The 16479-nt window shown below is 33.8% G+C and carries 16 protein-coding genes; 5 read left to right on the forward strand and 11 right to left on the reverse strand.

What is annotated here, in order from left to right; translation table 11 throughout:
- Window positions 1–61 precede the first annotated feature (61 nt).
- Window positions 62–1120 carry a ferredoxin--NADP reductase gene (locus BLV64_RS02015; RefSeq protein WP_092131743.1) on the forward strand — a complete coding sequence of 353 codons (1059 nt, stop codon included), beginning with the start codon at window positions 62–64 and terminating at the stop codon, window positions 1118–1120.
- Window positions 1121–1180: 60 nt separating this feature from the next.
- On the opposite strand, the gene BLV64_RS02020 is transcribed toward BLV64_RS02015, so the two are convergent.
- On the reverse strand, window positions 1181–2200 hold the full coding sequence (locus BLV64_RS02020) for a glycosyltransferase family 9 protein (protein ID WP_245705848.1): 1020 nt from the start codon (window positions 2198–2200) through the stop codon (window positions 1181–1183).
- A 28-nt stretch (window positions 2201–2228) separates the two neighbouring features.
- Window positions 2229–2840 carry a DUF4254 domain-containing protein gene (locus BLV64_RS02025; protein WP_092131747.1) on the reverse strand — a complete coding sequence of 204 codons (612 nt, stop codon included), beginning with the start codon at window positions 2838–2840 and terminating at the stop codon, window positions 2229–2231.
- A 281-nt stretch (window positions 2841–3121) separates the two neighbouring features.
- On the opposite strand from BLV64_RS02025, the gene upp reads away from it, so the two are divergent.
- The gene (upp, locus tag BLV64_RS02030; RefSeq protein ID WP_092131749.1) at window positions 3122–3781 is read left to right on the forward strand and encodes a uracil phosphoribosyltransferase; all 660 of its coding nucleotides are present in this window, start codon (window positions 3122–3124) and stop codon (window positions 3779–3781) included.
- On the opposite strand, the gene BLV64_RS02035 is transcribed toward upp, so the two are convergent.
- Window positions 3770–4693: a DUF6427 family protein gene (locus BLV64_RS02035; RefSeq protein WP_092131752.1), complete on the reverse strand. Its 924-nt coding sequence runs from the start codon at window positions 4691–4693 to the stop codon at window positions 3770–3772. The two genes, upp and BLV64_RS02035, sit on opposite strands and share 12 nt — an antisense overlap.
- A 39-nt stretch (window positions 4694–4732) precedes the next feature.
- On the opposite strand from BLV64_RS02035, the gene BLV64_RS02040 reads away from it, so the two are divergent.
- The gene (locus tag BLV64_RS02040) at window positions 4733–4960 is read left to right on the forward strand and encodes a DUF6341 family protein (protein ID WP_092131755.1); all 228 of its coding nucleotides are present in this window, start codon (window positions 4733–4735) and stop codon (window positions 4958–4960) included.
- Between the two features lie 19 nt (window positions 4961–4979).
- Here the strand turns inward: BLV64_RS02040 and purD are convergent, their stop codons facing one another.
- Window positions 4980–6251 carry a phosphoribosylamine--glycine ligase gene (gene purD, locus BLV64_RS02045; protein ID WP_092131757.1) on the reverse strand — a complete coding sequence of 424 codons (1272 nt, stop codon included), beginning with the start codon at window positions 6249–6251 and terminating at the stop codon, window positions 4980–4982.
- A gap of 64 nt (window positions 6252–6315) precedes the next feature.
- Here purD and BLV64_RS14615 point away from each other — a divergent pair, with 64 nt between their 5' ends.
- Both BLV64_RS14615 and BLV64_RS02055 read left to right on the forward strand, forming a co-directional pair.
- Window positions 6316–6480 carry a hypothetical protein gene (locus BLV64_RS14615; protein ID WP_218138661.1) on the forward strand — a complete coding sequence of 55 codons (165 nt, stop codon included), beginning with the start codon at window positions 6316–6318 and terminating at the stop codon, window positions 6478–6480.
- A 147-nt stretch (window positions 6481–6627) separates the two neighbouring features.
- Window positions 6628–7008 (forward strand): hypothetical protein, encoded by a 381-nt coding sequence (locus tag BLV64_RS02055; RefSeq protein WP_092131762.1) that lies wholly within the window; start codon window positions 6628–6630, stop codon window positions 7006–7008.
- 47 nt (window positions 7009–7055) lie between these two features.
- Here the strand turns inward: BLV64_RS02055 and BLV64_RS02060 are convergent, their stop codons facing one another.
- The 7 genes from BLV64_RS02060 to asnB all read right to left on the reverse strand — a co-directional run bounded on the left by BLV64_RS02060 (window position 7056) and on the right by asnB (window position 16476).
- A complete protein-coding gene (locus BLV64_RS02060; protein WP_092131764.1) occupies window positions 7056–8465 on the reverse strand; it encodes an exopolysaccharide biosynthesis polyprenyl glycosylphosphotransferase in 1410 nt (469 codons plus the stop codon).
- 3 nt (window positions 8466–8468) lie between these two features.
- Window positions 8469–9461 (reverse strand): UDP-glucuronic acid decarboxylase family protein, encoded by a 993-nt coding sequence (locus BLV64_RS02065; protein WP_092131767.1) that lies wholly within the window; start codon window positions 9459–9461, stop codon window positions 8469–8471.
- Window positions 9461–10759, reverse strand: a complete 1299-nt coding sequence (locus tag BLV64_RS02070) for a UDP-glucose dehydrogenase family protein (RefSeq protein ID WP_092131770.1) — start codon at window positions 10757–10759, stop codon at window positions 9461–9463. Before BLV64_RS02070 ends, BLV64_RS02065 begins: the two co-directional genes overlap by 1 nt.
- 323 nt (window positions 10760–11082) lie before the next feature.
- Window positions 11083–12435, reverse strand: coding sequence for an exopolysaccharide biosynthesis polyprenyl glycosylphosphotransferase (locus BLV64_RS02075; RefSeq protein WP_092131772.1), 1353 nt, complete (start codon window positions 12433–12435; stop codon window positions 11083–11085).
- A gap of 351 nt (window positions 12436–12786) precedes the next feature.
- Window positions 12787–13530, reverse strand: a complete 744-nt coding sequence (locus BLV64_RS02080; protein WP_092131775.1) for a WecB/TagA/CpsF family glycosyltransferase — start codon at window positions 13528–13530, stop codon at window positions 12787–12789.
- The gene (locus tag BLV64_RS02085) at window positions 13508–14650 is read right to left on the reverse strand and encodes a hypothetical protein (protein ID WP_143034121.1); all 1143 of its coding nucleotides are present in this window, start codon (window positions 14648–14650) and stop codon (window positions 13508–13510) included. Before BLV64_RS02085 ends, BLV64_RS02080 begins: the two co-directional genes overlap by 23 nt.
- The gene (gene asnB / locus BLV64_RS02090; protein WP_092131780.1) at window positions 14650–16476 is read right to left on the reverse strand and encodes an asparagine synthase (glutamine-hydrolyzing); all 1827 of its coding nucleotides are present in this window, start codon (window positions 16474–16476) and stop codon (window positions 14650–14652) included. The genes BLV64_RS02085 and asnB overlap by 1 nt, the downstream gene beginning before the upstream one ends.
- Between the last annotated feature and the right edge of the window lie 3 nt (window positions 16477–16479).

Here is a 16479-nt window from a genome sequence, read left to right on the forward strand (position 1 = left end):
TTTATTAAATTTGAACTGTAATCCAATAGGGCCTCCCTATTTTAGAATCTAAAATAAATCTATGTCTCAATTTCATAAACTTTCAATAAAAAACATACATCGCGAAACCCCACAATGTGTAACTATTAGCTTTTCAATTCCAGAAGCTTTAAAAGACGCTTTTTCGTTTATCGCGGGACAATACATTACTTTAAAATCTACAATTAACGGTCAAGAAGTTAGAAGAGACTATTCGATGTGCTCCTCTCCTAAAAGTGGCGAAGTAAAAGTCGCAATTAAAAAAGTTAAAGACGGTACGTTTTCAGCTTATGCGAATAGCACCTTAAAAGTTGGCGACACGCTAGACGTTGCTCCACCAAAAGGACGCTTTAACTTTAAAGCTAACGATAAAGTGACCAAGAACATTGCTTTATTTGCCGCTGGAAGTGGAATCACTCCTATTTTAAGCATTATAAAATGCGCCTTAGAAGAAGAAGTACACAGTAAGGTAATTTTAGTGTACGGAAATAAAACTACCGAAGACACTATTTTTCTTCAAGAATTATTAGACTTACATCACCAATATAAAAACCGATTTGATATTCAGTTTGTATTTAGTCAAGCGGATGAGGAGGATGCTATTTTTGGTCGTATTGAAAAGAGCACGGTAAACTACGTCATGAAAAACAAGCATAAAAACATTGATGTTGATGCCTATTATTTATGCGGACCGGAGGCTATGATTCACACGGTAAAAGATGTTTTAACCGAGCATAACACGCCAACAGACCGTATTCACTACGAATTATTTAAGGCTGCAAAACCAGCAGATGTAGATACGCCAACAACAGTTAGCGATGGAAACTCGACGGTTCGTGTTATTGTAGACGACGAGGAAGCAACTTTCAAAATGCCACAAAAACAAACCATACTTGAAGCAGCGTTAGACAATGATCTAGATGCTCCTTACTCGTGTCAAGGAGGTATTTGCAGCAGTTGTATTGCAAGGGTCACTGAAGGTAAAGCTACAATGCGTAAAAACAATATCTTAACCGATAATGAGGTGGCCGAAGGATTAATCCTAACCTGTCAAGCCCATCCAGAATCGGATACCTTAACCGTAGATTACGACGATGTATAAAAACACAATAAATTAGAATATAAAAACAAAAAGCGCCGTAAATTATGGCGCTTTTTGTTTTTATAATACAGATTCTATTTTATCAATCACCACTTTTGGTGGTATGGTTCTCGCTGCTTTTTCGTAGCCTTCAGGGAATTTATTTCCGTAAATAGAGGTTGGTATTAAAGGGAATTCGTCACGATTCGCCAACAAACTATTACTTTCCAGTTGATTAAATGGCGCAAAGCCTGCAAACGGGTGAGTAACATTCCAAATCGTTACTACTTTTTTTCCTAGCATTGCGGCTATATGCGCATTGCCAGAGTCCATAGCTAACATAACATCGACATTAGAGATAAGCTCCAATTCTTCAGTAAACGCTAACTGTCCCGCGATATTAATAACCTGGTTATACTTTTTCGCTAGGTCATTTAAAATCGCTTCCTCCCTTTTACCACCACCAAAAAGTAAAACGGTATGTTTGGTCGACAAATTAGCGATAACCTCTTCCATTAAATCAAGAGGATACATTTTAGAATCGTATTGAGCAAACGGTGCAATACCTATCCATTTATTAGTATCGTTCCCCATTATTTTTAGGGCATTCGCACTTAAATCTTTAGTTTTTGGAAACGTGGGGTGACTTAAATTTAAGTCGAACCCTAAAGCGCGAAACACATCGGCATAACGTTCGTGAGTGGTTTTAAGTTGCTTTACACGAACGCCTTTAACAAGCTCTGCTTTTTCTTTGCGCCCTTTATTAATTTGCTTAAACGGCAATCCTTTTAAAAACCATTTTAACAATTTACTCCGTAGTACATTATGTAAATCGGCAACCGCATCAATACCTAAAGCTTTTAATTCTTTAGACAAGGCGTACATTCCAAAGACTCCTTTATGCTTCCCTTTTAATTGGGGTGCATAAACCGTAACTTGACTTAAATCAGCAAAAAAAGGCTCGAAAAAAGCACGTGTTAATACCGTAAGCTTCACATTAGGGTGTTGCTGGGAAAACGCTCGCAATACAGGCACAGCCATAGCGACGTCTCCCATAGCAGAGAGTCTGATTACTAAAATATGTTTTGGTGGTTTAGACATCTCTACAAAACTTAGCGGGTTAAGATTTTTACTTTTGACCTCTTAACACAGGGTTTAATTCGTCGTCATTGTACATTTTCATTTGCTTATACACTTTCATGTACTTATCTCCTGACTCAATATCTCGAAGTAAATCGTCGATAGCAGTACTTAAATCCACGCGTTGTTCTAAAAGTACATCTAGTTTTGTCTGGCAAGCAGCTCTATGAGCCTCAGAAGCATCTTTACGTTCTACCTCTTCGTTCATATGGTATATTTTTAAAGCTAAAATCGACAATCTATCGATCGCCCATGCAGGACTTTCAGAATTTAATTTAGCTGAATCTTTAGGAGAAACATCGGCATATTTCTTTAAAAAATAACTATCAATATACTCTACCATATCCGTTCTATCCTGGTTAGATGCATCAATTTTACGCTTTAAGGTAAGTGCTGCTACAGGATCGATTTGCGGATCTCTAATAATATCTTCATAATGCCATTGCACAGTATCAATCCAGGATTTTCTGTATAATAAGTGCTCTATTAATTGGTCTTTTTCATCGTATTTATTAGTAAACGGCTGGTCTACTGTATTTACTATATGATAGGTATCTATTACCTCTTGGAATATTGAATTGGCTTTGCTTGTAAAGTTCATTGTTGCATTATTTTAGATACAAATCTAAGGAAATAAAATAAGATTATTAAGTCAGCTCCCTTGGTATGACCTGAAATTCTACGTTACTAATCCATTATTTAATACTAAATCCATCAATTACCATCACTAAACCCGAAAAAAACACCTCACATCACCCCGCAATATCGTTTTTAAAAAGCTATGTTTTAAAATGAATAAAAGTATAAATAGGGTTTAGCTAAGCCGAGCAAATCTGTTTCGTAAGAAATAACTAACTTTGTATTCTCTTAAAACCTATTTTTATGACGATTCACAATATTGCCTCACAAAACTCAGTGCTTAATACATTTATTTCAGAATTACGAGATATAACTATTCAGAAAGACAGCATGCGTTTTAGACGGAATATTGAACGTATAGGTGAAATTTTAGGTTACGAAATGAGTAAAACGTTTGATTATAAAGAGCAAACAATCACAACCCCTTTAGGTAAATCTACAACCCCACTTATAGATAACGACATTGTACTGTGTTCTATATTACGAGCAGGGGTACCACTACATAATGGTCTTTTAAACTACTTTGATACTGCCGAAAACGCTTTTATTTCAGCCTATAGACATCATTTAAAAGAGCCTGAATCTTTCGAGATTGTCGTAGAATATTTAGCTTGTCCTGATTTAGAGGGAAAAACTCTAATTTTAGCAGATCCGATGATTGCTACTGGGCAATCGTTATTAGCAACTTTTGAAGCTTTAAAACCTTTTGGAACGCCAAAAAACATTCATTTAGCAGCTGTAATTGGTGCTCAAGAAGGCCTCGATTTTGTTTCGGAACACTTCCCGGAGCACACGCATTTATGGATTTCGGCTGTCGATCCAGCTTTAGACAGCAAAGGGTATATTGTTCCTGGATTAGGAGATGCTGGTGATTTAGCTTTTGGCAAAAAACTACAACACTAAAAGCGCGAAGGGAATAATAAAAAGTAAGATAACAAACAGGTCTTTAAACCATTTTTCTTCGATGGTTTCTATGTAATTTGTAATGACTACCGATAAGGGAGCAAACAGAAACACAAATTCACTTCCGTTTTTATTAGGCGCTAAAATTAAAATGGCACTAGCTACCATACAACTTACAAAAACAATCTTATAAGACGGCTTATAGGTTCCTGTTTTGGTTTTTAAATCCTTTAAATAAAATATAGAAGACCACAAGCCAAAAGATAATAACATGGTAATGGCCGAAATAAACTGAACGGAATTGTAGTGACTTAAATCAAAATCTACTTGAGGCGCAATGTTTATATAGCTAAAAAAGGTATCATTTATAATTACAGACGCTGCAATAGCGGTAATTCCGACGGTAAACACTCCTAAAAACGGAACTAACCACGTTTTTAAACGTTGTTCATTAAAATAAAATAAGGCTAAAATCGGGACTATAAAAAACAAGATTGACCAAAAATAAACCAAGCTGGCTAGCCCTATCAACACCCCGGAATCAAAGAGTTTTTTAATCACATTTTTTTGTGATCTCACACTTACAATTCGACGTAACGCTAAAAGAATAAGCAAATTAGAAAACACCACATCTTGGTTGGTAAATACCTGAGGCACTAGCAATAAGAACAAGCTATACAGTAGGATTTCGTAGTTGCTTTTTCGAGTTAACGCGTTTTTAGACACGATAAAATCGATAACCAAAATAGACAGATAAGACACACCAAAAACGAGCCCTAAAGGCAAGACTCTATCCCAAGTAAATCCGCTAGAATCATATTTAACAACTGCGGTTATTAAAGCAACAAATGATATAAAAAATACAATTAAGAAATTAATTGGTTTTGATTTACTAAAAAAACTTGTAATCATAAGCAGTTTTTGTATTTTTGTTCTTTAAATATAAGACAGATGAAAGACTTTTTTTATGCCATTGAGGATTTTTTTGTAAATGTTGCATTAGCTCCTTTGGCTCAATTAGCAAAATTAGAATTAGAAAATTGGTGGGCTGCCAATTTATTCTCTTGGGTTTTTGTAATTATCACAATGGTAGCATTTGTATACTGGATGCTTCAATTGAAAAAACATAGCGATAACAACGAAGAAGATAAATCAATATCTTCTCACTCGTTCTTATAAAATAAAAGCTATAGGTTTCTTATAAATCGAAACCTATATCTTTACGATAATTCATCTTATCAAAATGTAGTTTAGCTATATTTTGATAAGATTTTTTTATGGCCTCTTGGTAGGTCTTTCCAAAGCTAGTAATCGCCATAACACGACCGCCAGAAGTCACAATTTTTCCATCTTTTACATTGGCACCGGCGTGAAACACTAAAGAGCCTTCAACTTGATCTAAACCTGTAATTTCCTTTCCTTTTTCGTAAGCTTCAGGATATCCACCAGAGACTAACATAACCGTTGTTGCCGCACGGTCGTCGATAGCAATATCTACTTGATCTAAAGTCTGATTACCGACTGCTTGAAAAACATCTACTAAATCATTCTTTAATCGCGGTAAAACCACTTCTGTTTCGGGATCTCCCAAACGCACGTTATATTCTATAACGAACGGGTCGTTACCCACCTTAATCAAACCAATAAACACAAACCCTTTATACGGTAAGTTATCCTTTTGGAGACCGTTAATAGTAGGAATCACTACGCGTTCTTTTATTTTCGACATGAACTCATTATCGGCAAATGGCACTGGAGAAACAGCTCCCATCCCCCCAGTATTAAGTCCGGTATCACCTTCACCAATACGTTTATAATCTTTCGCCGTTGGCAATATCTTATAGTTTTTACCATCGGTAAGCACAAAACAACTTAATTCTATACCGTCTAAAAATTCTTCGATAACCACTTTAGTACTTGCCGCACCAAATTTAGCATCGACAAGCATAGCTCTTAGTTCGGTCTTAGCATCTTCTAAATCATTTAAAATCAGCACACCCTTACCTGCTGCTAGTCCGTCAGCTTTTAAAACATAAGGCGCTTTTAAGGTTTCTAAAAACGCACACCCCGCTTCTACGGTATTCGCATCAAAACTTTGGTAAGCTGCTGTTGGTATATTATGTCTAAATAAAAACTCTTTAGCAAATTCTTTACTACCTTCTAATTCGGCAGCTGCCTTTTGTGGTCCAATAACGGTTACCGACTTCAGTTCCTCATCGGCTAAAAAGAAATCATGAACCCCTAGAACCAAAGGATCTTCTGGGCCTACAATCACCATTTTAATATCGTTTTTAAGAACGACTTCCTTTATCGCCTCAAAATCGGTTACAGAAATAGGTACATTAGTAGCAATTTCTGAAGTCCCTGAATTTCCAGGAGCTACAAATAATTGTTTACACTTAGGGCTTTGTGCTATTTTCCAAGCAATTGTGTGTTCTCTTCCGCCAGAACCAAGAATTAAAATGTTCATAGTTGTTGTTGTTTCCGCAAAAATAATTATTTACTTTACAAAAACATATTTATCCGTTTTTCTTTTGAATTTATTTAACCTCTCTTTACGCTTAAAAGGGTTTCCATTTGCTAAAGCTTGTACTGATTTTAATACTATTTCAGATATCGTTTCCGCGGATTACCTACCATATATTGAAAAACAACGGCAAGAAATTGTAGCGTACCACTTAAAGCATAATCCTTTTTAAATAATTCTAATACCTATAATACGCTTAAAATAAATCAAATTTTAGTTTCACTGGGCCCGAAGGTCATTTTACTACAAACTTGTACTGTTTAACTCATTGCTATTTTAAAAGCACTTAAAAACTTACTATATTTAATCAATTTTAAATATGATTATCACACCCACTTTTGCACATCTCCTCTACGTATTAACATTTTCGTTAATAAGCCAAAATAGTATAAAAACGGGGCTGTATATTTCTAAGAATAAACTACAGTACATTACAATTCAAAATGGATCTCAATTTAAATATGAGAGCTATAAAAACTATTCACCTTATACGGTTAAAGAGAAGCAAAAAAAGGATTCGATTCAAAGTTTTTGTAATTCGGTTATATATTGGACAAATATTGAAAGTAATGGAAAGTACTACACAAAAAATGATTCAATAATACTAGAATTTGACAGTGTTATAAAAAAAGAAAACTTTCCAAATACAGAGTTTAAAACCCTAGGCTTTTTAATTTCAGAACTTAAGAAAATTAAATAATTTATATAACAAGTCTAAGCACTCCTTAAACTTCACATATAACCTCTTTAATAAGCTTCGTCTTGCCCTTTAAACATATTAATTAGTGTTTGAAAAATAATTTTCATGTCTAGTAGCAACGACCAATTTTCTATATAAAATATATCGTATTTAATGCGGTTTATAATGTCCTCATCGGTTTTAATTTCTCCTCGATAGCCTTTAATTTGAGCCAATCCTGTTATTCCAGGGCGCACATTATGACGAAAAACAAAATTATATTTATCAATTTTTTTAGAGTAATCTTCAGTATACGATGGCATATGTGGTCTGGGCCCTACCACCGACATATCATTTTTAAGCACATTCAAAAACTGCGGCAACTCATCGATACTCGTTTTGCGTAAAAACCTTCCAATTTTAGTAACACGGCTGTCATTTTCGGTAACATAAGTCCCTTTAATTTCAGAAGTCGTTTTTAAAGACCTGAATTTATAACAGGTAAACTCTTCATAATTTTTACCATTCCGTCTATGTTTATAAAACAACGGACCTTTAGACTCTAACTTAATAAGAATAAATAAAATAATAGAAACCCAAGATAACACAAATGTAATAACAAGTAAAGAAAAGAAAACGTCGAAAGCTCTTTTTACAAGCTGGTTATAATCTTTATTTAAGGCCACTTCCTCAATAGAAAGCACGGGTAAATAATTGTAGAAATCCGTTCTTAATCGTTTAGAATACATCTTTTTAGTATTTGGAACAAACTTTATATTACTGTGATTAATATTGGCTATTTTCACAAATTCATTGACTTGCTTTTCGGTTAAGTCATCGATTGCACAATACACTTCATCGACTCCCATATTACGTTCTAAATACAAGAAACTTTCTGCAATTGTTCCTGTATTAGATGTGACATTAGTATCACTAAATGTAGCGATAACTTTATACCCTAGTTGTTTTTGATTATAAAATAAAGCCTTCAGTTCGCGAGCGCTATCATTATTTCCTACTATCACCACGCGTCGTACATTTCCTTTAAGATAGGATCGGAACGACTTTAATCCGTAATAACTCAGGAGTTTTACAGCGCCAATTAGAGATAAAGTTAAAACAAGGTATTCAAATACTTTAGATGCTAGCACATTAATATTTCTAAACATACCTACAAAAGCAAAAATAATAATACTAAAGACTAAGAATTGTTTAATAATAAGTGAAAGCACGGTGATAACAGAAGTATACCTATATACCCGATAAAAATTTAAAATAGTCGTAGAGAAAATCCAAAATACTACAGAATATATAATAAAAATCACCGCTTTACTTTCGAAATAGTGAGAAGTAAACGCAGTTAATTCATGCGTATTAAAATTAAAATAGCGAAAGGCTAAGCTGTTTACGACAGAGATATCGAAAAGGATGAGAAAAGGCCTTAAGAGCCATGAATATCTACCGCGTTTAAACTCCATAAGCTACTTGCTATTAAAACTCGAAAAGTCCTTATGCTCACTCTTATAAAGTTCGTTTTCACTTAAATTTTTAAAGTAATTAAAGGTTTTAATCATACCCTCCGACCTTGATATTTGAGGTTCCCAACCTAGTAACTCTTTAGCTAGTGTAATATCTGGCTGGCGTTGTAATGGATCATCTATTGGTAAATCTTTATATATAACTTTCTGAGCAGTTCCGGTTAGTTTTATTATTTCTTCGGCAAAATCTTTTATAGTAATTTCATGAGGATTTCCAATATTTACAGGATATGAATAATCACTTAAAAGCAACCTATAAATACCTTCCACCTGATCATCTACATAACAAAATGAACGGGTTTGGAGGCCGTTACCAAAAATTGTTAAATCTTCCCCACGTAAAGCTTGCCCCATAAATGCAGGAATAACACGACCGTCGTTAAGGCGCATCCTTGGTCCGTAAGTATTAAAAATTCGTACGATTCTAGTTTCTAATCCGTGAAACCTATGATATGCCATAGTAATTGCCTCTTGAAAACGCTTTGCTTCGTCATACACCCCACGAGGACCAATGGTATTTACGTTGCCATAATAGGTTTCTGGTTGTGGATGCACCAACGGATCTCCATAAACTTCAGAAGTCGATGCTATAAGTATTCGCGCCCTTTTCGCTTTTGCTAGCCCTAATAAATTATGTGTTCCCAAAGACCCTACCTTGAGGGTTTGAATAGGAATTTTCAAATAATCGATAGGACTTGCAGGGGATGCGAAATGCAGTATATAGTCTAAATCCTGATCAATATTAATATATTCTGTAACATCGTGCTTAATAAATTGAAAATTAGGATGCTCTAGCAGGTGTACAATATTCTTTTTATCACCTGTAATAAAATTATCCATTCCAATGACAGCATAGCCTTCGGTAATAAAGCGATCACATAAATGTGAGCCTAAAAATCCTGCTGCACCGGTAATTAAAACTGTTTTCTTATTCATTATCTTCCTATTGAAATATATGTTATGTTTTCGTTTTCAACATCTTTAACATCGTAAAGATTTCTTCCGTCGAAAATTACATGACCTTTCAAATTTGATTTTATTCTTTCGAAGTTTGGTGTTCTAAAAATACTCCATTCGGTACAAATCACTAATGCATCGGCCTCTGCTAAGGCATCATACATTCCATTGGCATATTCTATTTTATCACCCAACTTTCGTTTAACGTTATCCATAGCTTCTGGATCGAAGGCTTTAATATGACAGCCTAAGTTTAATAAACTATGGATAACATCTAAAGCTGGAGCTTCGCGAATATCGTCGGTTTCAGGCTTAAAAGCTAAGCCCCATATTGCAATATTTTTTCCTTTTAGATCGCCTTTAAAGTAATTTTCAATTTTAGGAATAAGTACGACTTTTTGTTGTTTATTCACCGTTAAAACGGAATCTAAAATTTTAAAATCATAGTTGTGATCCTGACCTGATTTATGTAACGCTTTTACATCTTTAGGAAAACAAGACCCACCATAACCTATACCTGGAAATAAAAAACGTTTTCCAATTCTAGAATCCGTTCCCATGCCTATTCTCACCTTATCTACATCGGCACCAACCTTTTCACAAAAGTTTGCAATTTCGTTCATAAACGTAATTTTCGCGGCAAGAAAAGCATTAGACGCATATTTGGTGAGTTCAGCCGACTTCTCGTCCATGATCAAAATCGGGTTACCGGAACGCACATAAGGTTTGTATAGTTTTTCCATCAAAGCTATTGCTCTTTCACTACTTGCCCCCACAACAATACGTTCTGGTTTTAAGAAATCATCTACGGCAAATCCTTCTCTTAGAAACTCAGGGTTAGACACCACATCAAAATCGACTGTCGCATGTTTTGCAATCGCTGCCTTGACCTTATCGGAAGTTCCAACAGGCACCGTACTTTTATCCACGATCACCTTATAATCTTTTATAAGTATACCAATTTTGTCGGCAACGCCTAGAATATACTTTAAATCGGCAGACCCGTCCTCATCTTCAGGCGTTGGTAAAGCAAGAAAAATAATGTCTCCGTGCTCTAAACCTTCTTCCAAACTTGTAGAAAATTTAAGGCGTTTGGCTTTTATATTGCGTTCGAATAAAACATCTAGGTGGGGTTCGTAAATAGGCACCTCCCCTTGTTGCATTCTTTTTACTTTATTTTCATCTATATCAATACAAAGTACATCGTTTCCGGTTTCTGCTAAACATGTTCCGGATACTAACCCGACATACCCTGTTCCTATTACTGCTATTTTCATGTATTTTATTTCTTACAATCTGAACTCTTCTTATACTAAATAACGACTTCTAAACAACTATATATCTATCCGTTTAATTAGAAAATGCCATTAATAGCAAATATAAAAGAAACGGCTTATACTCGTATTATAAAGTTAAAATATGTTTATGCTGATAATACATAGCATTTTCATTGGCTTGAGTCGCATAAAAAAAATGCACGTTCATGATGTGCTTTCTTCCGACCAATTAAATTGCTTCCACCAGATGTGGTGATAATTTTTAGACAGTAAAGGGGCTAAGGTCCTTCCCTATTCATATTTTAAAACACTATTACATGTAGTTAATAGGCTTTTTCTTCACCTTTAAAAGCATTAATAATGGTCTGAATAATAATTTTCAAATCCATTAACAACGTCCAGTTTTCTACATAAAAAATATCAAAACGAACGCGATTAATAATATCCTTGTCTGATTCTATTTCTCCTCTATAACCACTCACTTGAGCTAAGCCTGTAATACCTGGTTTCACCAAATGACGTACCATAAACTTATCCACTTTTTTTGAATACATAGTGGTATGACTAATCATATGTGGTCGAGGTCCTACAACCGACATATCGCCAATAAACACATTAAAAAACTGAGGTAGCTCGTCGATACTCGTTTTTCTAATAAACTTTCCGACTCGGGTAATCCGTGTGTCATTTTTTGAGGCCTGTTTAAGGTGAGCATTTTTATTTACTGTCATAGAACGGAACTTATAGCAACCAAAGACCGAGCGACTAAACCCACTTCTTTCTTGTTTAAAAAAAACTGGGCCTTTCGATTCCATTTTAATCAATAAAACAATAATAGGTGTTAACCATGATAAGACTAAAATAATGACTAGTGCAGAAAACATAATATCGAACACCCGCTTAATAAACAGGTTTACAGGCTCGTCTAAGGGAATTTCACGCAGGGATAAAACCGGGATAAAATCGTAATGTTCGTACTTTAACTTTTTTGAAAACACCTCTTTACTATCAGGAATAAACTTAAGTTCTCGTAAATTATTATCCGCAAAGTTGATTAATTTGTTAATCTCGGTATTGGATAGTTCTGAAACCGAAAAGTAAATATTATCAATTTTATGTTCTAAAATATATTTGAAGCAAGACTCTAAGGAAAACGAATCGGTTTTGGTATTAAACTGCTTTTTTACGTCATACCCCAAATAGGTTCGCGTTTTAAAAACTTTTATAAGTTGATTCATCTTACTATTCTTTCCAATAAAAACGACATTACGTATGTTTCCTTTAAAAACGGAACGGTATTTTAATAGGAGTAAAAAGGTTAAAGTTTTAAACACAAAAACCAAGACAAAACTACTTATAAAATAATATATTAAGTGCTGCCGACAAAGACTTGGTTGCTGGTTGAATCCAATAAAAGCATATATAATTATGGCGTAAAACCCCATCTGTATAAAAACAAGACGAATAATCCGATACACACCTGTATGTCTTTGCACATTATAGAATCCGGTTTTGGCAGCGATTAAAAACCAAGAGAATACACTATACCCAATAAAAATATAGAGGTTAGTTATATAAATTGGAAATACGAAAAGAGTCGATATTATTATTACAATATCAATCGTACTCACTATTGGTTTTATAAAACCTGAAAAACGATGTTGTCTGTATCTCACTAATTTATTACCAGTTCTATTACACTATTGATCAGAAACAAAATTCATGTGTCACGCACAATTAAAATTATTAAATAAAATTCAGTCGTTATTGGTCCATTTTAATACAAGCAATATATACTACTTATGGAATCTGGATAATAAGAAAGTAAGTTTATCTAAAGTATAACTCGGCTAGAAATTAGCCGTTTGTTTTAATAGCGCTTTTATGTTTGCTTATTCTTCTAGCATAACAAAGATAGTAAACTAATCATAAAATCGAGATGATTTTAATTATTGCAGACGCCGTAAAATAGTAATTGAACCTTACCGCCTCAAATGCCTCTGAAAAAGTTACCTGAGCGCGTAAGTTTAGTATTTACTTTTTCGTTTTTCGTTAATTACCAAACCGATGAATTTACTATTTCCTACCAAGTAGCGTTTCCACATTCTTTGAGGTTCTTGAGAAAAACGATAAAACCATTCTAATCCAGATTTTTGCATCCATTTTGGCGCGCGTTTTACTTTACCAGAAACCACATCAAAACTGCCACCAACTCCCATAATAAAATTGACATTTTTAAGTAATGCTCTATTAGTGAATAAAAAATTCTCTTTTGTAGGAGAGTTTATTGCGACAAATAACATATTTGCACCACTATTTGCTATTTCTCGTGCTATATCTTGTTCTTCTTCCTTTTTAAAATAGCCATTTCTATACCCTGCGATAATATCTGGTGAATAGGCCTCAGAATAGTTGTTAACTACGGCTTGCACCACCTCTTCCTTGGCTCCGAAGAAAAAGACTTTATATTTTTTATTATGAGCTAATTCGACCAAGTTCACCATAAGATCGATACCCGCTACACGCTCTTTTAGGGGTTTACCGAGTATTTTAGAAGCCCACACTACGGCTTGGCCATCTGCATTAATTAGATCACTCTCATTAACACTTTGACGCAATTGTAAATCGGATTGCAGAGCCACTATTTTACCTGCATTGACAACAACATGATGAAGCTGCCCCCCTTTACTAATGGTATTATCTACAATAGCCAAAGTTTCTTGCATCGATAAGTTATGGATGTGCGTGTTAAGTATACTGATTTTGTTCATTACGCTTAAGGTATTCTCTTAAAATTACTAAATAGATAGCAATTGAAGGATAACTAAAAAAATTACCTGCCAAAAGTACAATAATGAATAGCAACGAAAGCAGCACAGCGCTATGTATTTCCATTTTAAAACCTAAAAAAGCCTTAAAAAACAGATAGTAATAAAGGCCACCTCCAACTAATCCAAAAAAATAAAACACATCGATAAATTCAATTTGAGACTTTGTAGTTAAATCTGAAACACCACCAAACATATAATTAAGTGTAGACCAATGTTCTTTAATATAGGGTAGAGTTCTTTCTAAAAACAATTCATCTCTGTAAGACATAAGCGAAGATAGCAACCCATCTTTCTGCCTAATTTCATTAAATATACCGAACTTAAAGAAAAAAACATACACTGCAAACACGGATAAACCAATTATGCTACTAGCGATTAGCTTTCTATTAATTTTAGTATATTTAAAAAAATAAACGGTAAGAAAACAGCCTAAAAACAAGTAAGAAACCTTAGTCCCTACACAAAACATAGACCCTATAATTATTAAATTAGGGATGTTTTTAAAAACATCCTCCTTATACTTCGCTAACAAATAAATTAATGTTAGAGCATACACGTAGGAGCTTGTAGCAGAAGAAACAAAAAGCCCGTTAAAACCAAATCTAGAACCCAGATAGGTATTAAAGATTTTAATATCGAAAAGTAAACCACAAAAAACGACTAGTGCATTGCACAGCATAATAAACTCGAAAACCAAAAAGAGCTTATCCTTGTGATTTTTTGACAAATGATAACTATTAAAAAACAGCAATAATAGTATAGGATATAACAGTTTAGCAAAAGCAATTAAGGCGTCTTTACTAACACTTCGTGATAAAGCTAATTGTCCTATAAAAAAACTAACAGAAAGCAGACCTATAAACGCAAGAGACCTAGGTTGGTTTAGTACAAGGTAAAGGCCTAAGCCCAACAAAAGAATACCTTTTGATATTTGTAATAATCCTGGAGTTTCTCCTGTGGAATAAAGAACCACTTTAAAGTAGCCCTCTGTTATATATAACAGAACCAATAAAAGGACGGCAAAATTGAGATTTCGATATTTAGTTTTAATTAATGTCATTAAAAATTCTTGAACCAATAGTAAAAATTTAATAAAAGAAATATTTCTTTTTCTTTATTCTCGCCACGCTTATGCAATTTTACAACCTTTGCGACTTCTTCAACATTAAAATAAGTAGAAAACTTAGAATTCTTATTGGTTAATAATTCTAATATTTCGTTATTATGTGTTTCGAACCACTGTTTTGTTGGTGACTTAAACGCTTTCTTCTTCCTATTAATAATTTCTGGCGGAAGTATTTTTTTAGCTAAGGCTTTATGTATAATTTTTGTTTTTCCAAACTTCACTTTAAAGTCGTGAGGCAGAGACTCAATAAATGCAATTAATTCTAAGTCTAAGATTGGAACTCTAGCTTCTATAGAATGGTGCATTGTTATTTTATCTGTATACAATAGCAAATCATCTGCTAAATTTAGTCTTAAGTCTATGCTTAAATTTTTATCTAATGCTCTTTTTTCTACATCAAAGCCCAAAGAATCGATAACGTTATCGATACGCTCTTTAGCATATGTTTCTTTTTCATTTATTAGCTTTTTAATGGCAACATTATCAAATAAAGTATAAGACTCTAATACGCGATCTAAAAAAGCATTAAATTTCATCGCATTGGCTCCTCTTCTAAGAATTTCATTTTTAGAATTTTTAAAAACTGAAGAAATTAAAGGCCTAATCACTTTAGGAGTTTTAGTTAATAACACTTCAAGTTGATATCTATTATAGCCTCCCAAGGGCTCATCGGCTCCTTGACCGGTTAACACAACTGTTACGTGTTCTTTAGCTAATTCTGAAAGATAGTACATTGGTATAATTGACGTTGTTCCTAAAGGCTCTTCAACAATTTTTACAGATTTTTCTATTAATGACAGAAAATCGTCGAATGATATCTTTTTATAGTAATGCTCTAACCCCAAACATTTAGCAGTATATTTTGCAGCCTCAATCTCATCAGAATCATCTTCTGTACTGAAACCTACAGTAAATGCCTTCAGAGGCTTCGCTGAGTGTTTTTGAGCATAATAAGCCACCATTGCCGAATCGACTCCGCCACTTAATAAAACCCCCAACTCTACATCTGATAAAAGTTGTCTTTTAACAGCTCTTTCAAAATAAAACTCATAGTCCTCTAGCGCTTTTTCAAATGAAATATTTTGAGTTTTTGGAACTCTAGAAGCGAAATATTCTTTTGAATATTTAAATACTTTATCAGAAAAATCTATAGTTATTAACGTCCCAGGAGATACTTTTTCTACTTTAGAGAATAAAGTGTCTGGTGATGGAGAATACCGCAACTTTAAAGTTTCGGCAATAACTTTTTTATTTATTTCTAAATTAGGACAACGATTAAGGATTGGTTTAATTTCTGAAGAAAAAATACAGCTATTTTCTGTTTTATAAAAATATAACGGTTTAACACCAAACGGATCTCTGACTAAATGAATCTTAGATTTTTTTTTATCTAAAATTGCGAAAGCAAAGACGCCATTAAAGTCCTTGACGGACTCCATTCCATATTTGCTTATATAATTAATTATTGTTTCTGTATCTGAGGTCCCATTAAAAGTTATGTCTCTAAGTTTTTCTCTAAGTTCTAAATGATTATAAATTTCACCATTAAAGATAATTTCAAAATTATGACAATAAGAGGTCATTGGCTGATGCCCTGCTTTTGAGAGGTCTACTATAGAGAGTCTTCTATGACCAAATGTGATGTTTTGATTTGAAAGATTAAACGTTTTAATTCCAAAATCATCAGGTCCTCGATGTTCAATTAAGTTTAAGGTTTCCTCATTAAAATCTATATTAATGCTTCCCAATATACCACACATACA

The organism is Bizionia paragorgiae (genome assembly GCF_900107625.1).
In the GTDB taxonomy this organism is placed as follows: domain Bacteria; phylum Bacteroidota; class Bacteroidia; order Flavobacteriales; family Flavobacteriaceae; genus Bizionia; species Bizionia paragorgiae.